At 42.7% G+C, this 23,834-nt stretch carries 17 protein-coding genes; 12 read left to right on the forward strand and 5 right to left on the reverse strand.

All coding sequences use genetic code 11. From position 1 onward, the window contains the following. Window positions 1-95 precede the first annotated feature (95 nt). The 4 genes from VCA1004_RS02000 to VCA1004_RS02015 all read left to right on the forward strand — a co-directional run bounded on the left by VCA1004_RS02000 (window position 96) and on the right by VCA1004_RS02015 (window position 7,196). On the forward strand, window positions 96-1,358 hold the full coding sequence (locus VCA1004_RS02000; protein WP_086982181.1) for a uracil-xanthine permease family protein: 1,263 nt from the start codon (window positions 96-98) through the stop codon (window positions 1,356-1,358). A 195-nt stretch (window positions 1,359-1,553) separates the two neighbouring features. Continuing rightward, window positions 1,554-3,848, forward strand: coding sequence for a patatin-like phospholipase family protein (locus tag VCA1004_RS02005; protein ID WP_232012607.1), 2,295 nt, complete (start codon window positions 1,554-1,556; stop codon window positions 3,846-3,848). A gap of 262 nt (window positions 3,849-4,110) precedes the next feature. After that, window positions 4,111-6,708, forward strand: a complete 2,598-nt coding sequence (acnB, locus tag VCA1004_RS02010; protein WP_086982182.1) for a bifunctional aconitate hydratase 2/2-methylisocitrate dehydratase — start codon at window positions 4,111-4,113, stop codon at window positions 6,706-6,708. A gap of 140 nt (window positions 6,709-6,848) precedes the next feature. Then, on the forward strand, window positions 6,849-7,196 hold the full coding sequence (locus VCA1004_RS02015; RefSeq protein WP_086982183.1) for a HopJ type III effector protein: 348 nt from the start codon (window positions 6,849-6,851) through the stop codon (window positions 7,194-7,196). A 125-nt stretch (window positions 7,197-7,321) separates the two neighbouring features. On the opposite strand, the gene VCA1004_RS02020 is transcribed toward VCA1004_RS02015, so the two are convergent. The 3 genes from VCA1004_RS02020 to VCA1004_RS02030 form a co-directional block, all read right to left on the reverse strand. Further along, window positions 7,322-7,933 (reverse strand): TIGR04211 family SH3 domain-containing protein, encoded by a 612-nt coding sequence (locus tag VCA1004_RS02020; RefSeq protein WP_086982184.1) that lies wholly within the window; start codon window positions 7,931-7,933, stop codon window positions 7,322-7,324. Window positions 7,934-8,140: 207 nt separating this feature from the next. Next, window positions 8,141-9,400 (reverse strand): inorganic phosphate transporter, encoded by a 1,260-nt coding sequence (locus tag VCA1004_RS02025; RefSeq protein WP_086982185.1) that lies wholly within the window; start codon window positions 9,398-9,400, stop codon window positions 8,141-8,143. A 118-nt stretch (window positions 9,401-9,518) separates the two neighbouring features. Next, window positions 9,519-10,199 (reverse strand): TIGR00153 family protein, encoded by a 681-nt coding sequence (locus VCA1004_RS02030; RefSeq protein WP_086982186.1) that lies wholly within the window; start codon window positions 10,197-10,199, stop codon window positions 9,519-9,521. 266 nt (window positions 10,200-10,465) lie between these two features. Here VCA1004_RS02030 and VCA1004_RS02035 point away from each other — a divergent pair, with 266 nt between their 5' ends. After that, entirely contained in the window at window positions 10,466-11,983 is a 1,518-nt protein-coding gene (locus VCA1004_RS02035; RefSeq protein WP_086982187.1) for a CYTH and CHAD domain-containing protein, read from the forward strand. 79 nt (window positions 11,984-12,062) lie between these two features. Here VCA1004_RS02035 and VCA1004_RS02040 read toward each other — a convergent pair whose 3' ends face one another. Continuing rightward, a complete protein-coding gene (locus VCA1004_RS02040) occupies window positions 12,063-12,857 on the reverse strand; it encodes a potassium channel family protein (protein ID WP_232012608.1) in 795 nt (264 codons plus the stop codon). Between the two features lie 162 nt (window positions 12,858-13,019). Between VCA1004_RS02040 and glnE the strand changes: the two genes are divergently transcribed. Both glnE and hldE read left to right on the forward strand, forming a co-directional pair. Then, the gene (gene glnE, locus VCA1004_RS02045) at window positions 13,020-15,869 is read left to right on the forward strand and encodes a bifunctional [glutamate--ammonia ligase]-adenylyl-L-tyrosine phosphorylase/[glutamate--ammonia-ligase] adenylyltransferase (RefSeq protein WP_086982188.1); all 2,850 of its coding nucleotides are present in this window, start codon (window positions 13,020-13,022) and stop codon (window positions 15,867-15,869) included. A gap of 88 nt (window positions 15,870-15,957) precedes the next feature. After that, window positions 15,958-17,388: a bifunctional D-glycero-beta-D-manno-heptose-7-phosphate kinase/D-glycero-beta-D-manno-heptose 1-phosphate adenylyltransferase HldE gene (gene hldE, locus VCA1004_RS02050; RefSeq protein WP_086982189.1), complete on the forward strand. Its 1,431-nt coding sequence runs from the start codon at window positions 15,958-15,960 to the stop codon at window positions 17,386-17,388. 88 nt (window positions 17,389-17,476) lie between these two features. Here the strand turns inward: hldE and tolC are convergent, their stop codons facing one another. Then, window positions 17,477-18,826: an outer membrane channel protein TolC gene (tolC, locus tag VCA1004_RS02055; RefSeq protein ID WP_086982190.1), complete on the reverse strand. Its 1,350-nt coding sequence runs from the start codon at window positions 18,824-18,826 to the stop codon at window positions 17,477-17,479. Window positions 18,827-19,055: 229 nt separating this feature from the next. Between tolC and nudF the strand changes: the two genes are divergently transcribed. The 5 genes from nudF to parE all read left to right on the forward strand — a co-directional run bounded on the left by nudF (window position 19,056) and on the right by parE (window position 23,832). Next, a complete protein-coding gene (nudF, locus tag VCA1004_RS02060; protein WP_086982191.1) occupies window positions 19,056-19,679 on the forward strand; it encodes an ADP-ribose diphosphatase in 624 nt (207 codons plus the stop codon). A 66-nt stretch (window positions 19,680-19,745) separates the two neighbouring features. Then, window positions 19,746-20,168 (forward strand): DUF1249 family protein, encoded by a 423-nt coding sequence (locus VCA1004_RS02065; protein ID WP_086982192.1) that lies wholly within the window; start codon window positions 19,746-19,748, stop codon window positions 20,166-20,168. Between the two features lie 43 nt (window positions 20,169-20,211). Beyond that, window positions 20,212-21,051: a 3',5'-cyclic-AMP phosphodiesterase gene (cpdA, locus tag VCA1004_RS02070; RefSeq protein ID WP_232012609.1), complete on the forward strand. Its 840-nt coding sequence runs from the start codon at window positions 20,212-20,214 to the stop codon at window positions 21,049-21,051. A gap of 85 nt (window positions 21,052-21,136) precedes the next feature. Further along, window positions 21,137-21,721, forward strand: coding sequence for an esterase YqiA (gene yqiA / locus VCA1004_RS02075; protein ID WP_164520812.1), 585 nt, complete (start codon window positions 21,137-21,139; stop codon window positions 21,719-21,721). A 224-nt stretch (window positions 21,722-21,945) separates the two neighbouring features. After that, window positions 21,946-23,832 (forward strand): DNA topoisomerase IV subunit B, encoded by a 1,887-nt coding sequence (gene parE / locus VCA1004_RS02080; RefSeq protein WP_086982194.1) that lies wholly within the window; start codon window positions 21,946-21,948, stop codon window positions 23,830-23,832. Window positions 23,833-23,834 lie beyond the last annotated feature (2 nt).

Consider the following 23,834-nt stretch of genomic DNA (forward strand, 5'->3'; position numbering starts at 1 on the left):
TGAGAGATTGAAAAACAATCTGAGTCTTTTCTGTTTAAATTTCACTTTAGTGATAGAATCCGTAAGTTTGTTTTTTTTAAAGGATGTAGGGCGTTATGTTAAAAGTATTGCAGGGAGCACAAATGTTATTCGTAGCATTTGGCGCATTAGTTCTCGTTCCATTGCTAACCGGGTTAGATCCGAGTGTGGCATTATTTGGTGCGGGTATTGGTACATTATTATTTCAATTCGTGACGAAGCGGCAAGTCCCTATTTTCCTAGCTTCCTCTTTTGCTTTTATTGCCCCAATTATGTACGGAGTTCAAACTTGGGGGATTCCGAGCACCTTAGGTGGTTTAATGGCAGCAGGGGTTGTGTATGTTATTTTAGCAACCATCATTCGCATTCGAGGTGTGGGTTTTATTCATCGCTTATTACCGCCAGTGGTCGTTGGCCCGGTGATCATGGTGATCGGGTTAGGTTTAGCACCCGCAGCCGTCAATATGGCTCTGGGGAAAAGCGGCGACGGTGGTACCCAATTAGTGATGCATGACACCGCACTGTGGATCTCTTCTATTTCCTTATTAGTGACCATCGGCTTGAGTATTTTCGGCAAAGGATGGTTTAAATTGATCCCTATCTTTGGTGGGATTTTAAGTGGTTACTGTGCCAGTGTTGTCTTTGGTGTGGTTGACTTTACTCCGGTTCAACAAGCTTCTTGGTTATCTCTTCCTAATTTTACCTTCCCTGAATTTAATATTAACGCGGTTCTTTTTATGATTCCGGTGGCGATCGCACCTGCGGTGGAGCATGTAGGGGATATTTTAGCCATCTCTAATGTAACGGGTAAAAATTATCTGAAAAAACCGGGGTTACACCGCACGATGGCTGGTGATGGGGTAGCCACTATGGCGGCGGCATTTTTTGGCGCACCACCGAATACGACCTATTCAGAAGTGACTGGCGCGGTGATGTTAACCAAAGCCTTTAACCCGGTGATCATGACTTGGACCGCTATTACCGCATTGGTTTTGGCTTTTGTTGGTAAGTTAGGGGCAATTTTACAAACTATTCCCGTACCGGTGATGGGCGGTATTATGATCTTATTATTTGGATCGATTGCCGTCGTGGGTTTGAATACTTTGATCAAAAATCAGGTCGATTTACACAAGTCTCGCAATCTGGTTATTGTCGCTGTGACACTGGTTTTTGGGATCGGTGGTATGGCATTTGGTATTGGTGAGTTTAGCTTACAAGGTGTGAGTCTCTGCGGTATTGTGGCGATCATCTTAAACTTAGTGCTACCTCAAGATATTGGTGAAAATCACATCGTTGATAATGCCCAAATGGAAGATGGTGACACTAACACCAATAAATAACGTTAATTTACGTTGCTAAGTTAAGGTGGCTAAGCATGACTAAGCTTTAGTTTTACCTAGAGCTGTGTTTTACCTAGAGATGCGTTTTACATAGACATGTTTTACATAAATATGTTTTATATCAAACTGGTTAACATTGATGTTTAGCTACCACTTTCATTTAACTTATCGCGAGCGATAAAAAAGGATATTTGCTTGAAACGCTTTCGTATTGTAATAGGTGCTTTTTCTCTGGCGTTATTGAGTCTGTCTGCCAGTGCTCAACAAGTAATGCCAGATGGCTCGACTCGTCCTACCATTGCGGTGGTATTGGCTGGAGGCGGGGCTAAAGGGGCCGCTCATATCGGGGTCTTACAGGTTTTAGAAGAGCTTCATATTCCGGTGGATATCGTCACTGGCACCAGTATGGGCTCTTATGTCGGTGGACTGTATGCTTTAGGAATGACGGCAGAGGATATTCAAAAAACCGTACAAGGCATTGATTGGAATAGCGGCTATAACGATCGTGTTGGTCGTAGCGAGCGAAGAGTCAGAGATAAAGAGTACGATGACCGCTATCAATTACACACGGATTTGGGCTTACGCTGGTTAGAAGTGAAGGTGCCTAAAGGGGTGGTACAAGGTCAAAACATGTTGCAAATTTTGCGTCAAAGTACGGGCAATTTGCCAGCCTTTGATTCTTTCGATCAACTTCCTGTGCACTACCGGGCTGTTGCCACTGATATCGTTAATTTAAAGCCGGTGATTATTCAAGAGGGCGAAATTGTTGACGCTATGATGGCAAGTATGTCGGTTCCCGGCGCTTTGCCACCTTACCCTTATAAAGGCATGTTGTTGGTGGATGGCGGTGTGACTGACAATATGCCGGTAGGGTTAGCGCGTGCGATGGGAGCAGATGTTATTATTGCTGTCGACATCAGTACCGATTACAAAACGGGAGAACAACTAAACACCTTCTTGAGTGTCGGTAATCAATTATCTAATTATTTAGTTCGTCGCAGCACACAAGAGCAAACGGACTTACTGAGTTCGCAAGACGTCTTGATTAAACCGGCGGTCGGGCAAATGAGCACTACCGATTTTTCACAAATGCCGGAAGCGTATGGGTTAGGTTATCAAGCTGCGTTAGCACATAAGCAAGTTTTAGCCCAATATTCGATTGATGCGCAGGCTTATCGAGCCTATCAAATGACGAAAACAGAAAAACGTAAAGCCTTCAAAAGCGGTGCGGATCTTGAAATAAAACAAGTCAATATCGATAACAACAGTCATTACAATGAAAAATTACTGTTAGCGCGTTTGGATATTAAGGCTGGTCAGGAATACACCTCAGAACAAATTGAACAAAAAGTGCGAGATTTGTATGCCTTAGATCGATTTGAACGAGTGTCCTATGATTATCAAGATAATGGAGATGGGACCACCGATTTAAACTTGAAAGTGAATGAAAAAGAGTGGGGGCCGAATTATTTAGATTTTCGCTTTTTCATGGAAGATAACTTTCAGAACTCCAGTAAATATTCGATAGGCATGACCAGTAATTTTACCGATTTAGACGATAGTGGTGCTGAGTTACGCGCGAATGTTGAAATCGGTACCGATAAATTTTTTGGTTTAGAGCTGTATTACCCTCTGACTTATGATCAGCAATACTTTCTATCGCTCGAAGGTTCTTATAGCGATGAAAAATCGAATTTTTTCATTCCTGAATCCTATGATTTTTCTAGCAGCTATACGGGGCAAACTGAATTATCGGATACAGAAAATTCATTGCCGGTCGATTATGTTAAGTGGGTGGGGGATTTCGCCATTGGTTATCAACCCACCTTATGGCAAGAGCTCAGGTTAGGTCTACGTTATACCGAAGGAAATACCAGTTTAGCTGGGCTTCCTGCTTTTGGAGATGAAGATTACACCAGACAAGCCGCCTATGTTCGATATCGCCTTGATACCTTAGATGACTTTAACTTCCCAACCACAGGTTATTATGCTGATGTCGAATATTTATATTCATTTGATGATTATGATGATGAGTCAGATGAGAAAGTGGCGGAAGTCAGCACCATGTTTATGTTAGCGAAAAGTTATCAAAAGCACACCTTGGTCGGTCGTTTTGATTATGGTGTGGTTGACAGCGATAGTTCTGATTTACCGATAGATCCGAAAGAACTAGGTGGTTTTCTGAATTTATCTGGCATACCAAGAGACAGCTTACTTGGGCGAAATAAAGCTTACACCAGTTTAGTGTACCGTTATAAATGGTTCGATAATGACTTTGGGCTATTCAAATCTCCGGTCTATATTGGTGGCTCGCTGGAATATGGTGGGGTTTGGAATGATACCAATAAAAAGTGGGATAGCGACTCCATGTATGCGGCAGGAACCGTATTTACTGGGGTAGATTCGCCAATCGGCCCGATTATTTTGGCGTATGGTCAAACGGAGGAAGGTTACCGTTCGGCCTATCTGATGATAGGGTCAATGTTTTGATGGCACTTTCCGCCGACCATAGATATAAATGACGTGTTTGGCCAAGTTTTTCAGCAACTTTAATGTCACTTTGCTAGCTTGGTCAAACTCGGCAGATTTTAATTTTTGGTTAAATTTGTTATCCTGACACTAACACTTTGGCTCCGACCATATTCGATTATTAATACCAATTCATAATAAAAAATGGGCAGGAAGCCAAATTTCCATGGATGTTTACTTTGATTATCATAGTAAAAGTAAACCGCAATGAGAGGAATGAGTCGTGCTTGAAGCCTACCGTAAACACGTCGAAGAGCGTGCCGCTGAAGGAATTGTCCCAAAACCTTTAGACGCAGAGCAGGTTGCTGCTTTGGTAGAATTACTAAAAACCCCACCTCAAGGTGAAGAAGAATTCATTCTTGATCTATTTGTTAACCGTATACCACCCGGTGTTGATGAAGCCGCTTACGTTAAAGCCGGTTTTCTGACGGCGGTAGCGAAAGATGAAGCCCAATCACCACTGATTTCTCGTGAAAAAGCCGCTGAGTTGCTTGGCACTATGCAAGGTGGTTATAACATTGAGCCATTAGTGAGCTTCTTAGACGATGAGTTACTGGCTCCTATTGCTACTGAAGCCTTAAAACACACATTATTAATGTTTGATGCATTCCATGATGTTGAAGAGAAAGCCAAAGCGGGCAATACCTTTGCTCAAGCGGTTCTTCAATCTTGGGCCGATGCGGAATGGTTCCTGAAAAAGCCAAAACTTGATGATAAAGTGACGTTAACGGTCTTTAAAGTAACCGGCGAAACCAACACCGATGACTTGTCTCCGGCTCCGGATGCATGGTCACGTCCAGATATTCCTCTGCATGCATTAGCGATGCTCAAAAATGAGCGTGAAGGCATCAATCCTGATGATCCGGGCAATGTCGGCCCTATCAAGCAAATTCAAGCTTTAGAAGAAAAAGGCCATCCACTGGTTTATGTGGGTGATGTGGTGGGGACCGGGTCATCTCGTAAATCTGCTACTAACTCAGTATTGTGGTTTATGGGTGATGACATTCCATTCGTGCCAAACAAACGTGCTGGTGGTTTCTGTTTAGGTGGTAAAATTGCCCCGATCTTCTTCAATACTATGGAAGATGCTGGTGCGCTCCCGATTGAACTCGACGTCTCCAAAATGCACATGGGTGACGTGATTGATATTTATCCTCACGACGGCAAAGTTTGCAAACACGGCACTGATGATGTGATTGCGACTTTCAAACTGAAAACCGATGTGTTGTACGATGAAGTTCGTGCTGGTGGTCGTATTCCATTGATCATTGGTCGTGGTTTAACCGACCGAGCTCGTACCGCATTAGGTTTGGAACCCTCTGAAGTTTTCCGCCGTCCTGTCCCTGTGGCTGAGTCCAATAAAGGCTTTACTTTAGGACAAAAAATGGTGGGTAAAGCCTGCGGTGTTGAAGGCGTTCGCCCTGGCACTTATTGCGAACCTAAAATGACGACGGTGGGCTCGCAAGATACCACTGGGCCAATGACTCGTGATGAGCTTAAAGACCTTGCCTGCCTAGGTTTCTCGGCTGATCTTGTAATGCAGTCTTTTTGTCATACCTCGGCTTATCCAAAACCCGTTGACGTGAATACGCACCATACGCTACCTGATTTCATTATGAATCGTGGTGGGGTGTCGCTTCGCCCTGGTGACGGTATTATCCACTCATGGTTAAACCGCATGTTACTGCCTGATACAGTAGGAACTGGTGGCGACTCACATACTCGCTTCCCATTAGGGATTTCCTTCCCTGCTGGCTCTGGTTTGGTCGCTTTTGCGGCAGCAACGGGGGTTATGCCACTTGATATGCCTGAGTCTGTTTTAGTTCGCTTTAAAGGTGAAATGAAGCCCGGTATTACACTGCGTGATTTGGTGCATGCGATTCCTTACTACGGCATCAAACAAGGTCTCTTAACGGTTGAAAAAGCCGGTAAGATCAATGAATTCTCTGGTCGTGTACTGGAAATTGAAGGCCTTGAACACCTAACGGTTGAGCAAGCGTTTGAGCTTTCCGATGCTTCAGCGGAACGTTCTGCTGCGGGCTGTACGGTGAAGCTTTCTGAAGAATCCATTGCCGAATACTTAAACTCTAACATCGTGATGTTGAAGTGGATGATCTCTGAAGGTTATGGCGATCGTCGTACCATTGAGCGTCGCATTAAAGCGATGGAAGAGTGGTTAGCGAACCCTGAGCTAATGAGCGCTGATGAAGACGCTGAATACGCTCATGTGGTTGAAATTGACTTAGCCGAAATCGATGAGCCAATTCTATGTGCGCCGAATGATCCTGACGATGCTCGTTTGCTGTCAGAGGTTCAAGGTACACAGATTGATGAAGTGTTTATTGGGTCTTGTATGACTAACATTGGCCACTTCCGCGCAGCGGGTAAACTTTTGGAAAAACATAAAGGTGAGCTCGAAACCCGTTTATGGGTTGCGCCGCCAACCAAGATGGATAAAGACCAACTGACGGAAGAAGGTTACTACGGCATCTTTGGTCGCGCTGGGGTGCGTATTGAAACTCCGGGATGTTCATTGTGTATGGGTAACCAAGCGCGTGTTGCTGAGAAATCAACGGTCATGTCGACGTCAACTCGTAACTTCCCGAACCGTTTAGGTAATGGGGCGAATGTTTTCTTGGCTTCGGCTGAGTTGTCAGCGGTTGGCGCTATTTTAGGCCGTATTCCAACCAAAGAGGAATACCTAGAGTATGCTGAGCAAATCAATGCGACGGCGGCGGATACCTATCGCTATCTTAACTTCCATCGTATGGAGCACTATACCAAGAAAGCGGATACAGTGATCTTCCAAGAGCCTGCATAAGCGATACACTTAACTCATGACAATATAAAACCGCTGTTTGTTGCAGCGGTTTTTTATTTAAAGATTCATAATAAAATGTCGAATTTGTAGACAAGATGAATGGTTAAATTAACCTCAACTTTGGATAAGAGGAGAGAATGATGGAATTAAATGAATTTTTACACCAAATAAGAACAGAGCCGTTATCGGTAGAATTTGAACAAACCATAGCGGTTATTGATGCTAATTACACATTTACCCCGACGGCCTTTAAAAATGGTGAGTTAGATAATGAGGCGGGTCAAAATAATGGCTCATGTAAAATTTTAGCTTTTGCTCGCCAGCATGATTTAACTCAAGCGCAGACTTTAGCGTGTTTTGGTCATTATTATCGACAAGATGTATTAGCCCACCCAGAAAACACCGATCACCAAAATATCCGAAATTTTATTATTCATGGTTGGGATGGTGTGGTGTTTGAAGGTATTGCTTTATCGCCAATGCACTAACAGCAGATATCGTGGTGATATATTCTGCTTGGTATAACTGCATCAAATTATCTTGAGTATGAATGAGATAGAAAAACGGCTTCCTTTGATGGGAAGCCGTTATGGTATTTAGGGATGCTTAAGTATTAAGCCCAGCCGCCAGGGTTTCTCTTACGACGTGGAATAATATGAGGCAGGATCAGACCAAAGAGTAAACCTAAGCCAGCCACACCACCGCCGTACATAAAGTAACGTAGCAACAAGTCTTCTTTTTGAGTATCAATTTTCGCACGCAGGGCACGAACTTCTTCTTGTGAATCGATGAGTTGTTGATTGATATTACGATAGTTGGTTTCTAAGTCAGTAATTTGTTTTTTACTCAATTCCAGAGAACTGACTAAGCCTGCTTTTTCAGTATCCGATGTTTCTCGAGCATGACTCAATTGCTCTTTCACCGTAGTGAGCTCTTTTTCAAGCTGTGGTAAGCGAATCGACATACTGACTTCTTGAGTAACGTATTTACTTTCTACCCAGCCTTTACGACCATTGGCGTCGATGATTTGACTAAACCCAGTGGCTTTATTATTAGAAAGAAGTTTAATTTTCTCTCCTGCGTTGACGCTGCCAATAATTCGGTAATCATTGCTAGGGCCAGAGTGTACATAAGTAAAAAGTTTATCTGAAATGTAGAATTCACTCGCGTAGGTCATTGGGGCAAAAAAACATGCCAATAATACGAAGCTAAGAAGCTTTTTCACATTGTGTCCCTTTTAATTGGTGTAAAACTTTGGGCTAAACCCAAGTAGCCAATATGAATGAAATGGCTATATATAATATTATCGAATAGTAAGAAGTTTCCGCTTTAGGTGCAACAAAAGAGGGAGCTTTCGCTCCCTCTTTTTACTTCGAAGTAATAATTATGACACAGTGATGACAGAGTCAGTTACTGCGAACCATTTTGATGGTTAACCAAATAAACCTTGAAGAGCGTAGAAGAATACAATGGCTAACACCGCACCAGCAGGTAGGGTGATGATCCAAGAAGCCACAATGTTACGTACTACACCTAAGTTTAGTGCCGCAATACCACGAGCAAAGCCAACACCTAATACCGCACCCACTAAGGTTTGAGTGGTTGAAATTGGTAAGCCTGTACCTGAAGCCAATACTACGGTTGAAGCGGTTGCTAGCTGAGCGGCAAAACCACGGCTTGGCGTCAATTCGGTAATACCAGTACCGACCGTCGCCATTACTTTATGGCCCATAGTAGCTAGACCGACTACAATACCGACACCGCCTAATGGAAGAATCCACCATGCAATTGTACTTTTAGCTGTCAGTTGACCTAGATTCTCAACCGTAGCCACAACCGCAGAAAGAGGCCCAATAGCATTTGCTACGTCGTTAGAACCGTGAGCAAAAGCCATCGCACAAGCGGTAATAACCATTAAGACACTGAAAATGCTTTCTACACCAGAAAAGCTACGATCTTCTTTGTGGCTCGCAAATCTTCTATTGATATAAAGATAACCACAAACCATAACTAGACCAGAAATACCGGCAGAGTATAGCCAAGCTTCGCCATGAGTTAGATGTAATCCGACATGTTTAAGACCTTTTTTGATGGTTACTAGAGCGATAACCATAGTGGTAATAAACATATATACCGGAACAAAGCGTTTAGCATTGAGTAACGGGTTTTCGGTATCAAAGATCAGTCGTTGGGCACTAACAAAAATACCATAGGCAAAAATACCAGCAATAAAGGGGGTGACGATCCAACTACCAACGATTCCTTGAACAGAGTGCCAGTCTACGCCCTCTGTACCAACAGAAACGCAAGCAAAACCAATAATAGCACCAATAATAGAGTGAGTCGTTGATACTGGCCAGCCCATGTATGAGGCTAAAAGAAGCCAAGTACCTGCAGCCAATAATGACGCCATCATACCGTAGACTAAGACGTCAGGTTGAGAGGCGAAGTAAGACGTATCGATGACCCCTTTACGGATTGTGTCGGTGACTTCACCGCCCGCAAGGTAAGCCCCTGCGAATTCAAAAATCATTGCGATAACAATCGCTTGTTTAACTGTTAGTGCTTTTGAACCAACAGATGTGCCCATGGCATTGGCAACATCATTTGCACCAATACCAACAGCCATTAGGAAACCAAAAAACGCTGCAACTAAAATTAAAATAGTGCCGTAGTTAGCGAGGATATCCATTGTAATACCTAGTTTTGAGATAACAGGTTAGGCAAGCTTGTTGTCGGGAATCACACCCCACTGCTGCCTGGTTTGTTATTTTGTACTTTTCTTATTTATTATTGCTGCTTCGATTACATTATGAACGAGACAACATCACTTCCAAACGAGCACCAACACGCTGTGCTTGATCGGCAATACCACCAACCCATTCAAGAATTTTGTATAAAAATACAACATCAATCGGATTGTATTTAGATTCAATCGCCATTAATTCCTGACGTAATGCAATTTGCATCGAGTCAGTATCATCTTCAATTTCATCTAGTTGATTAATCATTTCAGCAACAAGGGTTACTTCACGACCTTTAAAGCCGGTTTCTAGTAATTCATCAAGTTCATGAATTACTTCTTGCGCTTGTTTAGCGGCATCAAGACAACGAGAAACATAGGCTAGAAAGCTTTCTTGAATTTGTGAAGGAATCTCTAATTGTCGTCCGATAACGCGGCCTGCAATATCTTTAGCAAGGTTGGCAAGCTTATCTTGTTGAGTTAACAGCTCAAGCATATCGGTACGATCAACTGGCATAAATAGACCGCGTGGCAGCTTTAGACGAATTTCTCGTTTTAATACATCTGCTTCGCGCTCTAGACGCGAGATATCTTCACGAATTTGATTCGCTGTATCCCAGTCACTCTTTAAACAATGTTCGAAAAAAGGGATCAGTTGTGAGCAACATTCATTTACACATACAACGTGTTCTTGCAAAGGCTTAATAGGGGACTTTGCAAATAACCCCATAATTGTATTTACTGGCATGGTTATTTAACCTACAAATAATATAACTCATTTTCATTTAAGCGGGTTTCTGCTCAAATGCTGGACAGTGCTATAAAGTCGCGCGCATGTTAACGTAATCTTCATAGCATTCATACCATTTTAGTCTATGTAAAAATGAAATGAGCTGAAATCTGAGGAAGATTGATGCTGTTTTATTCAATATATAAATAGACAAAGTGATTTCTTTCTTGCCCACGATTCAAATCCACAATATTCTTTGAGGGTCATTAATCATAGGCCGCATTATGGAAACCGAGATAGAACTTAAGTTTTTTGTATCCCCTGAATTTTCTGAAGTTTTAAAGAAAAAAATCGCAGAAACCAAAGTCCTGCAACACAGTTGTAAAGAGCTGGGTAATACCTACTTTGATACGACCGATTCTTGGCTACGTCTGCATGATATTGGTTTACGTATTCGTCAAAGCGATGATGTGTATGTTCAAACCGTCAAAACCGCAGGTAGAGTAGTGGCAGGTTTGCATCAGCGACCTGAATATAATGCTGAGCACTCAAGTAATGAACCCGATCTTTCCCTTCATCCACAGGATATTTGGCCTGAAGGACGTGATCTTCAGACTCTGCAACAAGAGATAGTCCCGTTGTTCGCTACTAACTTTGAGCGTGAGCAATGGTTATTAAGTATGCCAGATGGCAGTCAAATTGAAGTTGCTTTCGATCAAGGTGTCGTGATTGCTGGTGAAAATCAAAGCCCCATTTGCGAAGTGGAGCTGGAGTTAAAATCAGGTCAAACTGAATCATTGTTTACCTTAGCTCGGGTTTTATCCGATCAAGGTGGCATGCGTTTAGGTAATTTAAGTAAAGCTGCGCGAGGTTATCGCTTAGCGCAAAACTACACGTCCGATCCGGTGGTGGATTTCTCATTAATAGAAACGGATCCTAAATTCAGCGTAGAAGAGTGCTTTATTCAATCTCTGGAACATGGCTTATCGCATTGGCATTACCATGAACAAATCTACACTGAACAACCCTCGATTGAAGCGTTAGAGCAAATTGATTATTCGATTCACTTCATTCGTCAGTTATTTACCGTCTATGGCGGCATTATTCCTCGTCGTGGCAGTGCGTTATTACGTCAAGAGTTAAAATGGTTAGAAGAAGAATTGTCGTGGTTAAAAACCTCACGCTATTTGGACGGACTAACAGAAGATAAAGGCTATGCTTTAAGAAAGCTCGATTGCCAAAAACAGTTGGTCGCCGCTTTAAATGAGCAAAAAGAGGCTCTGCCTGACGCAGAAGCGATCTTAACCTTGTTTGGTTCGGCTCGTTATACCGCAGTCCTACTTGACCTGAGTCGCTGGATATTATCTAAAGGTTGGCAGCCATTTTTAGATGACAAAGCACGTGAAAAAATGACGCAAGATGTGAAGCCTTTTGCTATCAAACAATTAGATCGTAGTTGGGCTGAATTGATCGAAGTGTTCCCTATTGAAAGAACCTTATCTTGCCAAGATTATATTGATCAGAAAGCTCGCCTAAAGCGTAATCTCTTCACTGGTTTGGCTTTTGCTTATCTATTTGATCTCGAGCAGCGTACACAATTTCGCTTACCTTGGGTCGATTTGCTAGAAGGGGTGGATGACTTACTGACTTTAGAGCCATTACAGCAATTATTACCGACCTTAGAGGCACAAGAACAAGATCAAGTTGAACGTTGGATTCGACGTCAAGAAGTGTCTATTTTACATGCGATGGAACAAACCCGCATGCGCTGTACCGAAGTTTCGCCTTACTGGCATGCTTAAATTTATATTGACCAAAAAGGGTTCCTAGTGAACCCTTTTTTTGTGTCTTATTTTTATAATGCTTAACCGCTAATATAAATCAGGAATCATGTCGAGGCGGGTTTTTAGGCGAGATGTGTTCTAACTGTTGTTCCAATTTGTCTATTTTTTCAATCATGTATTGTTGCTGCTTGAGGAGTTGTTCTAGCTGTTTTGATGATAAGGTTTCATGCTTAGGGGGTTTTGATTTATAAGGAGAAGATAAAATTGAGGTGATTAAGCCTGAAATCATACCAAAAATCCCCACGCCACAAATGATCATCGCGGTAGCGAGTATTTTGCCAGCAAAGGTCACAGGATAATGGTCTCCATAACCGACGGTGGATATCGTGACCAGGCTCCACCACAATGCATCACCGGCATTATGAATGTTACTGCTTTTTGCATCGGCTTCAAATAACAGCATAAAGGTTGAGCCAATAGTGATTAGTACAATCAATAACGTAAAGATCGTCGCTAAGGTTGCTTCTTTACGATTTTTTTTGGCTTCACTTAAAAATGATTGTCGATGACGAATCATTAACAGCACAATGCGAACAATAGGGACAATACGAGCCAAACGCAGAACTTCGATCATCGGGATGCTGGCGACAATGTCTAACCAATGCTGACGTAAATACCGCAATCGCTGCTTAGAGCGATAACAATCAATCGTCAGTTGGAGAAGAAAGAGCCCGCAGATGGCGGTATCTATGCCTAATAACGTGTGGCGAGTCTCAAGATCAATGGTCATGAAAAGTAAATGATAAACGATCACCAAGGAGACAAATGAGAGTAATAATGACATCAAACTCATGGGTTTAAAATCTGAGTCATTATTGGTTTGATACTTCATGTTGTCCCCTTAATCCGTGTTACTGATGATCTGGTAAAGTAAATAGATCATACAAGGTATCCTTTCCCCATCACTTATTTAGCGATAAATTGAGCCTAACATCAAATGTTAAAACAGAGTAGAGTAAGGCTTTGATTATTGATGATTGAACAAGGAGTTTCTATGAGCTTGCCTGCCCCATTACAAGCTTTATCTCAACAAGCACTGGATGCACTGAAAACTCGATTTCCTAATGCTCGCGCTCAATGGCCGGATGAGGCTTACCAACAACTGGAAGTAGTATTAGGGTTAAGTGACTTTATTGCAGAATCGCTGTTGGCCGATGAACTCCTTTTCATGCAACTTCCAGAATTACTGGCAACGTCAAATCGTGCCCAGTATTACCGTCAGCAGTTATTTGCACGTTTATCAGCATGCCATAACGAAGCGGAGTTACTTCATCAATTGAGGCTCTTTCGCCGTCAAGAAATGGTGGTGATTGCGTGGCGAGATTTCCTTCAGCAATGGCCGCTAGAGCATAGTTTACAACACTTATCGATGTTGGCCGAAGCCATGATTGTGGAAACCTACCAATGGCAATATAAAGCCTGTTGCGCAGAATGGGGGACGCCTTGTAATGCTCAAGGTGAAGCACAACCGATGTTGATTATTGGGATGGGAAAACTCGGGGGAGCAGAGCTTAACTTCTCATCAGATATCGACTTGATTTTTACCTACCCAGAAAATGGTGAGACCCAAGGCCAGCGTCGCCATTTAGATAATGCGCAGTTTTTTACGCGGCTTGGACAGCGAGTGATTAAATCGTTAGATCAAACCACGTTTGACGGTTTTTGCTATCGGGTTGATATGCGTTTACGTCCATTTGGTGAAAGTGGCCCTTTGGTGATGAGTTACTCGGCGCTGGAAGATTATTATCAAGAACAAGGCCGAGATTGGGAACGCTACGCCATGGTTAAAGCTCGGGTCATGGGCTGTGAAATGTACCCCCAATACCAAGAGCTAAAACAGATGCTCAGACCATTTGTCTTTCGTCGTTATATCGACTTTAGTGCGATTCAATCTCTGCGTCGAATGAAGTCGATGATCAGTGCGGAAGTTCGGCGCAGGGGGCTGAGTAATAATATCAAGCTTGGCGCGGGAGGGATCCGAGAGATCGAATTTATTGTCCAAGTGTTTCAATTGATTCGCGGTGGACGAGAACCTAGCTTGCAAGGTCGAGGTCTATTAGAAACCTTAGCGGCGATTGATGAGCTGGGGTTGTTGAGCTCTCAAGAGGTGGCTAACTTACGCCAATCGTATAAATTTTTAAGGAAATTAGAGAACTTACTACAAGCGATTGATGATAAACAAACTCAAACGTTACCGGATAATGAATGTGATCAACAGCGTTTAGCCTATGCCATGTCAGTGGACAATTGGCCCGCTTTATTTGCCTTGGTTGCTCAGCACATGGACGCCGTCCACCAAGTCTTTATTGATTTGATTGGTGAGCAAGATGAGTCGGAGCACTCGGTCGCTTCTCATTATGTTGAAATGTGGGACATGGCTTCTCAGCCTCAAACCTTAGAGCTGATTATTCGCCAAGATCTCGATATTGAAAATGCAGCGCAATTGGCCGATGTGATTGTGCGCTTCAAACAAGATTTAGCCAAAAAGACGTTAGGACCACGAGGGCGTGAAGTGTTAGTTCGCTTAATGCCTAAAGTATTTGATGTGGTATTTGCTCATCCCGATGCTGAATTTGGCTTGGCGAGAGTCTTGCATCTTTTGAATAACATCGTGACTCGGACGACCTATTTAGAATTATTAGAAGAGCATTCTGGGGCATTAAAACAACTGGTTCGTTTGTGTACTGCCAGCCCGATGATCTCTGAAAAGCTGGGTCGTTATCCTATTTTGCTTGATGAATTACTTGATCCTCAACAGCTCTACAATCCCATTGCATTGACACATTATCGTTCGGAACTACGTGACTTTTTAGCGCGCATTCCTGAAGACGATATGGAACAACAAATGGAAGCATTACGCCAATTTAAGCAGATTTGCATTTTACGCATTGCGGCGGCGGATATTGCGGGTGCCTTACCTGTCATGAAAGTGAGCGATCATTTAACGTATTTAGCCGAAGCGATTGTCGAAGCCGTGGTACAACAGGCGTGGTTACAATTAACGGCAAAATATGGAGAGCCGAGCCATTTAGCCCATCGAAACGGTAAAGGTTTTGCGGTGGTTGGTTACGGTAAAGTCGGCGGTTGGGAGCTTGGCTATAATTCTGATTTGGACGTGGTATTTTTGCACGATTGTCCGCCTAATGTGTATACCGATGGTAAAAAAGAAATTGATGGCAGACAGTTTTATTTACGTTTAGCGCAACGAATTGTGCATATTTTTTCTGTGCGCACGCCATCTGGCATTTTGTATGACATCGACACACGGTTAAGGCCTTCTGGAACATCTGGATTATTGGCTTGTACCGCGCAAACCTTTGAAGAATATCAACTGCAAGAAGCATGGACTTGGGAGCATCAAGCGTTAGTGAGAGCGCGTATGATTTATGGCGATGAGAAATTAGAACGCTGCTTTAATGAGACCCGCCATAAAATCTTAACTCAGGAACGTGAGCCACAAAAGCTGAAAAAAGACGTTTATGAGATGAGAGAAAAGATGCGCGAACACTTATCAGAAAAAAAAGCTGGCCGTTTTATGCTAAAGCAAGATAAAGGCGGAATTACGGATATTGAGTTTTTGGTTCAATATATGGTGCTGCAATATAGTCATCAATACCATGCGTTAACTCGTTGGTCAGACAATGTACGCATCCTTGAAACCATGGCTGAGCAAGGGCTTATTGAAACCAGTCAGGCTCAGCAATTAATAGAAGCCTATACTTGTTTGAGAAATGAAATCCACCATCGAAACTTGCTGAACTTAGAGGCTGATGTTGATCAATCTCGCTTTGCTGAGCACCGGGCTTGTATCACCGAGCTCTGGAGCAGTTGTCTAGGGCTGTGATATTATTGGCCCCATATCAGAAATTTAACTGAGCGAAAGAGTAGGCATTTTGGTCTATGCGCTTTCGGTTTAGTATTTGGAGAATTGTATGAAACCTATTTTGCCTGATTATGCTCAATCTGGTGTGTTAATTATTGGAGATGTCATGCTAGACCGCTATTGGTATGGCCCGACAGGACGTATTTCTCCAGAAGCGCCAGTGCCAGTGGTGAAAATAGAAAATAATGAAGAAAGACCAGGCGGTGCTGCCAACGTAGCGATGAATATTGCTGCATTAGGCGGGAATGCCAAGTTAGTTGGTTTAACTGGTGAAGATGAGCCTGCTCAAGTACTAAACCAAAAGTTATCTTCTTTAAATGTGGTGTGTGATTTTGTCACAGTGCCAGAGCTCCCTACGATCACTAAATTGCGAGTGATGAGCCGTGGCCAGCAACTGATTCGTTTAGACTTTGAAGACAGTTTTTCTCAGGTAGATTCCCAACCTATGTTGGATCGTTTGACCACGTATCTTCCTCAAGTGAGCGCGTTAATTTTATCAGATTACGGTAAAGGGGCGTTGGATGATGTGCAAACCATGATTCAGCAAGCTAAAGCTGCGAAGGTGCCAGTTTTTATTGACCCTAAAGGAGCGGATTTTGAACGTTACCGTGGCGCAACCTTATTAACACCGAATTTGTCTGAGTTTGAATTGGTGGTCGGTAAAACGAAAGATGAGCAAGACTTAGTTGAAAAAGGCTTGGCTTTAATCGACAAGTTTGATTTTGACGCTTTATTAGTGACCCGCAGTGAACATGGTATGACGCTATTACGTCGCGGACAAGAGCCATTCCACCTTCCGACTCAAGCTCAAGAAGTCTTCGATGTGACGGGGGCGGGTGATACTGTGATTTCAGTATTGGCAGCGTCTGTGGCGGCGGGTAAAGATTTAAAAGAAGCCTGTGCACTCGCCAATGCGGCGGCCGGTGTGGTAGTGGGTAAACTTGGAACCTCGACCCTGTCGACGATTGAGTTGGCCGAAGCCATCCATGGTAGTAAAGATACGGATTATGGCGTGATCAGTGAACCCGCTTTAATTGAGGCCGTGAAGCAAGCTCGTGCTCGTGGTGAAAAAGTGGTGATGACCAATGGTTGCTTTGATATTTTGCATGCAGGTCATGTATCTTATTTAAATCACGCTGCAGAATTAGGCGATAAGCTGATTGTCGCCGTTAATACTGATGAGTCAGTGAAGCGCTTAAAAGGTCCTGGCCGACCGGTTAATCCAACCGATCGCCGTATGGCGGTATTAGCCGGCTTAGGTGCCGTGGACTGGGTGGTGCCATTTAGTGAAGATACTCCTCAACGCTTAATTTCAGAAGTTTTACCGAGCTTATTAGTGAAGGGCGGAGATTATCAACCGGAAGAGATCGCTGGTGGTGCCGAAGTGATTGCGGCAGGCGGTGAAGTGAAAGTGCTGAACTTTGAAGATGGCTGCTCAACGTCGGAAATCATCAATGCCATTAAAGGTGGTAAAGGTTAATTAGTACGATTGCTGCTATAACCAATGGATAAAAAACGCCGCTTCAGTTTGCTCTGAAGCGGCGTTGTTAATTAGGCTGTGTTAACGATTATTTAGCCGCGATTAAGCCTGCATTGATATCTAACACATCTTGCTCGCTCAGCGTACCAACAGCTTGTTTTAGTTGTAGTACACTCAGAATGTAGTTGTAACGTGCATCTGAAAGGTTACGGTTAGCATCATACAAACTACGAGTTGAATCTAATACATCGACAATAGTACGCGTACCAACTTCATAACCCGCTTCCGTCGCTTCTAAGGCTGATTTAGCAGAAATAACTGATTGTTGGTAGGCGCGGATAGTACCGATGGACGCATTGATATTGTTGTAATAAGCACGTACATCTTTCACTACGCTACGATAGGTTTCTTCCAGTTGTTGGCTGGTTGAGACATATTGGTATTGCGCAGTTTTTACATCAGCACTGGTTGAGCCACCTTGGTAAAGTGGAATCACTAAATTTACACCGATGTTGTAATCGTTGCTGGTGTAGTTACTGTAAGGTGAGTGGCTGTTATGCTCATCGATATCAGAATATTGATAACCACCATCTAAAGTTAAAGAAGGGCTATAACCTGATTGAGCTAAAGAAATATTACTTTTCGCAATATCTTGTGCGATTCGTGCAGTTAATAAGCTCAAGTTCTTTTGTTTGGCTTCATCAACTAATGAAGCTTGTGTAGTTTGAGGAGTGCTCGCGGTGAAACGCTTGGTATCTAGCACTCTTAAGTCTTTATTATCTTGGCCGGTGATTTCGCGTAAAGCTTCATAGCTGTTTGTTAAGTCATTTTGAGCAATGATCTCATCAGCCAACACGCTATCGTATTGAGCTTGTGCATCATGCACATCAGTAATGGCCGATAGACCCACTTCAAAACGTTGTTTCGTTTGTTCTAATTGACGGCCAACGGCTTTTTTCTCAGCTTGGATAAAAGTTAAATTATCTTGAGCTTGCAACACATCAAAATAAGCTTGAGAAACACGCAAAATCATTTCTTGTTGTGCGGCGGCATAAGCGGAATCTTGTTGGCGAGCGTTTTGCTCTGCAATATCCAAGTTTACCCAGCTGTCACGACTGTATAATTGTTGAGAGAAGTCGAGGCCCGCTGTGAACACATTTTGCTCACTGGTGCTTGCTCCATAACTCTCTACAGGATCATTGTTATGAGAGTTGATATTGCGATTAATGTTATAACCCGCGGTTAGATTAATTTGAGGTAAAAGGTCACCACGACTTGATTCGATTGCTTCAAATGCCGCATCACGATCAGCTTTTGAGCTTAATAATTGAGGATCGTTTTCTTTTGCTTGATTATAAATCTGCGCAAGATCATCAGCATGAGCCAAGTGTATGCCACCAAGAGAGAGGCTGATGAAAAGAGGAAGCAGTTTTTTCATGGTTCTTTTCCCGCTTATAATAAAAGAGACAATAATGGTTTAGATTGTAACCTAAGTAGCTAGAATGTTATGCAAACTTTTACATTAATTTACCACTTACTATCCGTCTGGACAATAAAACAAGTTTAAGGTTAAAAAAAACTCAACATTTATCAAAAAAAATTGTATCAAAGCTTGTCGATTTATCACTATCGTGATTAGATCTCGGTCCAATAAAAGGAGTTTCAAGATGAACTTTAAACCATTTACCTCGCTTTTTCAGTCACAAGATATTCAGATTGAGAGTAAAGAAAGAGTCTTTAATGGTTTTTTTAAAGTGATCAAATACTCTTTTAAGCATCGTTTATTTCGAGGCGGTTGGAGTGGCTTAATTACGCGAGAGATGTTCGAAAGGGGACATGCCTCGGCTTTATTAGCCTTTGATGCCAAGCGCGATGAAGTGGTATTAATTGAGCAAATTCGGGTTGGAGCCTTAGAACATCATTCTCCATGGCAGCTTGAAATCATTGCCGGTATGAATGATCAAGATGAATCATCAGAAGCGGTGGTTCGCCGTGAAGCAATGGAAGAAGCGGGCGTGCTAGTCGGTGAGGTAGAAGCGATTAGCCATTATTACGCTTCTTCAGGTGGTTGCTCTGAAACGATTGATGTTTTTGTTGGTCAGATTGATGCAACAACTGCATCCGGTGTGCATGGCCTAGATTCGGAAAATGAAGACATTAAAGTTCATGTGATGACTCGAGAACAAGCTTATCAACTGGTTGAATCGGGTGTGATAGAAAATGGAGCGACTATCATTGCATTACAGTGGTTACAATTAAATCATACTAAATTGAAACAACGTTGGTGTTAAATGTTGTTTCTATGTAAACCAATGCTTTATTGTCTGAATGTTGCAATGAAAAAGAAAAGGCTGTGAATGACAAAAACTTACCATGTTGATCTTGCTGGTTTAATGCGCGTTTATGAAACCAATTATGCCAAAATGAACTCTTTGTTACCTAGTGCGCATGAGGTAGGAGAAACGCGTTCGTATCAAGTTTCTCAAATGGCGTATCAACTGGAAGTGAAAGAGGTGACCCGCTATACCACCTTAGTGGATGTGTGCCAATGTGATGTGCGTCCAATCTTTCCATTGCCTCGCATGCGGGTTCGCCTTTATCACGATGCTCGAGTTGCGGAAGTGTGTGCCAGTGAGCAGATTTCTAGAGTTGAGGCACGCTATGATTATCCTAATAAAAAAATGATGCAAAAAGACGAAAAGTTTCAAGTAAACCAGTTTCTTGGAGAATGGTTAAGCTTTTGTTTGAGGCATGGAATTAGTCGAGCGCCTATTTATTAGTATGTAACAAAATAATAACTATCAACAAACGTATAGAGATGAGTTGACCACTTTGAAAACTGACTTTCCCAATTTGCTTGAACCTGATTTAGCTGATGTCACTTTGGTTCAGATTACCGATACCCACCTTTTTTCTGATCGAGAAAGGGCACTTTTAGGTGTGAATACGCTTGATAGTTTTACGGCGGTGGTTGAGGATATTACGACAAGTAAACGGCACTATGATGCCTTACTCATGACAGGCGATGTCTCACAAGATCACACTGATGCTTCTTATACTTTATTTGAGCAAGGTATCGCTCCGCTACAAAAGCCTTGTTTTTGGTTACCGGGTAATCACGACTACCAACCTAATATGTACAGTGTTTATCCTTCCCCGCAAATTCAAGAAGATACACATTTACTGGTCGGAAAACATTGGCAAATTATTTTGCTAGATAGTCAAGTTGAAGGTTGCCCTCACGGGGTATTATCAGCACAACAATTACAATATTTATCACAAAAATTAGCTGATTACCCTGAACGTTTTAGTCTGATCCTTTTGCATCATCACCCCTTATTAGTCGGCAGTGCTTGGCTTGATCAGCATTGTTTACATAACAGCGAAGCATTCTGGCAAGTGCTACAGCCGCACTCAAATGTGAAAGCGGTATTGTGTGGCCATGTGCATCAAGATTTTCATCAGCATTATCAGGGCGTCGAAGTCTTGACCAGCCCATCAACCTGTATTCAATTTAAACCACAATCGCATGAGTTTGCTCTGGATACGGTGTCACCTGGATGGCGCAGTTTAACCTTAAAAGCGAATGGACAAATTGAAACGCAAGTTTATCGCTTAGCGAGCAGTGATTTCCAACCAGATTTTGAATCACAAGGTTATTGATTAAGCGAGTGTGATGCTCCTAATATCCATTTAATTGGTGGTTGGTGTACAATTGCGCTTCCAGATATGATTTAAGGAGAGCGCAGTGAACAAACCCTCGATGCTATTATATTTACATGGCTTTAATAGCTCGCCCAACTCTCATAAAGCCAACCTCATTCGGGAATACTGCCAACAATACCGACCTGATATCACCTTGGTTATTCCACAATTACCGCATTTTCCTAAGCGCGCCTCGGATTATCTTGATGCCTTCATCAGTAACCATCATCGAGACTATAATATTGGTTTAGTTGGGAGTTCTTTGGGCGGCTACTTGGCAACCTGGCTCAATGATAAATATGGTTGTCGAGCAGTAGTGGTAAACCCGGCAGTGCGTCCTTTTGAATTATTAGTGGATTACCTTGGGCAGCAAACCAACCCTTATACCAATCAAAGTTATGTTTTAGAAGAAAAGCACATCTTAGAGCTTAAAGCCCTAGAAATAACAAGATTACGTTCACCGAATGATTTTTGGTTGTTGCAACAACAAGGCGATGAAGTGTTAGACTATCGTCAAGCTGTTGATAAATATAAGCATAGCCGCTCAACGATCGAAGAGCTTGGTGATCACAGTTTTGTTGGCTTTGAACGATACCCGCAACAAATTGTGGAGTTTTTAGCCTTATAGTTGCTTTGGTTACTGAGACAGAGTGGATGTGTTTTTTCTGTAGTCAGTGGTAAAAGTAAGACTGAGTGATGTAAAGGGAGGAATCCTTCACTTTTATATGGCTTAACTTGACATTATCGGCTGGGATACAGACTATGATGCCAGTATTTATGGCATAGAATAACTAAAATAAGGCCATTTGGGGTCTAAATAGTTACCATCTTTTTTGAGATTATCTTTTTATTATGACTGAACAATATAATGCTGGTGCGATTGAAGTTCTGAACGGTCTTGAGCCGGTTCGTCGTCGCCCAGGAATGTATACCGACACTGTGCGCCCGAATCACTTGGCACAAGAAGTTATTGATAACAGTGTCGATGAAGCCCTAGCAGGACATGCCTCTAAAGTTCAAGTAACGTTATTTGCCGATCAATCTATTGAAGTGACCGATGACGGTCGTGGTATGCCAGTCGACATTCACCCTGAAGAAAAAATCTCAGGGGTGGAACTGATTTTCTGTAAATTGCATGCGGGTGGTAAATTCTCGAATAAAAGCTATCAGTTCTCTGGTGGTTTGCACGGGGTCGGCATTTCGGTTGTGAACGCACTCTCTAAGCGTGTGGAAGTTCAGATCCGACGTGATGGCCAAGTGTATGAAATTGCCTTTGAAAATGGTGATAAGGTTAAAGAATTAGAAGTCACGGGAACTTGCGGACGACGTAATACTGGTACCAGTGTGCATTTTTGGCCAGACACTTCTTTCTTCGATTCAGGTAATTTTTCAGTAAGTCGGTTGATTAATAATTTACGAGCGAAAGCGGTTTTATGCCCTGGACTTGAAATTGAATTTATCGATAAAGTGAACGGCAATACCCATAAATGGTATTACGAAGATGGCCTAAAAGATTACTTGGTCGAAGGGGTTAAGGGATTCCCTGTTTTACCTGAAGAGCCATTTACTGGTGAGTTTACAGGTCAAATCGAAGCGGCCAATTGGGCGATCATCTGGTTACCTGAAGGCGGCGATCTTATTACCGAAAGCTACGTTAACCTGATTCCAACTGCGCAAGGTGGTACTCACGTCAATGGTTTACGCCAAGGTTTACTGGATGCGATGCGTGAGTTTTGTGAATTTCGAAACTTATTACCACGTGGCGTGAAATTGACCGGGGATGATATTTTCGATCGTTGTGCTTACGTGTTATCGATCAAAATGCAAGACCCACAATTTGCAGGGCAAACCAAAGAACGTTTATCGTCTCGTCAATCTGCGGCTTTCGTTTCAGGCGTGGTCAAAGATGCCTTTAGTTTATGGCTGAATGAAAAACCACAAATTGCCGAATTATTAGCAGAAGCTTGTATTGCCAGCGCTCATCGTCGTATGCGTGCCAGTAAAAAAGTGGTGCGTAAAAAAGTGGCCTCAGGTCCAGCACTCCCTGGTAAGCTGACCGATTGCTCAGTGCAAGATTTAAATCGTACCGAATTATTCTTGGTGGAAGGGGACTCGGCAGGTGGCTCGGCCAAACAAGCGCGCGATCGTGAATTCCAAGCGATTATGCCTTTGCGTGGTAAGATCTTAAATACGTGGGAAGTATCATCGGATCAAGTTCTGGCCTCTGATGAAGTGCATAATATCTCGATTGCCCTTGGGATTGACCCTGATACCGATAATCTTGATGGCTTGCGCTATGGGAAAATTTGTATTCTAGCCGATGCGGACTCCGATGGTTTGCATATCGCGACCTTATTATGTGCGTTGTTTATGCGTCACTTTGAATCTTTAGTACGTGCAGGCCATGTGTATGTGGCAATGCCGCCCTTATTCCGCATTGACTGTGGGAAAGAGGTTTTTTACGCCTTAGATGAAGGTGAGAAAGACGGTATTTTAGAGCGTTTAAGCAATAAGAAAGCCAAGATCAACGTACAACGATTTAAAGGTTTGGGTGAGATGAACCCATTGCAATTACGTGAAACGACTATGGATCCTAACACTCGTCGCTTGGTGCAATTGACCATTGATGATAATGAGCAAACCATTGAAATGATGGATATGCTATTGGGTAAAAAGCGCGCGGAAGACCGCCGTAACTGGCTTCAGGCCTACGGTGACCAAGCGGATGTTGAGCTATAAAC

This window comes from Vibrio aphrogenes (assembly GCF_002157735.2).
GTDB classification, from domain to species: Bacteria; Pseudomonadota; Gammaproteobacteria; order Enterobacterales; family Vibrionaceae; genus Vibrio; species Vibrio aphrogenes.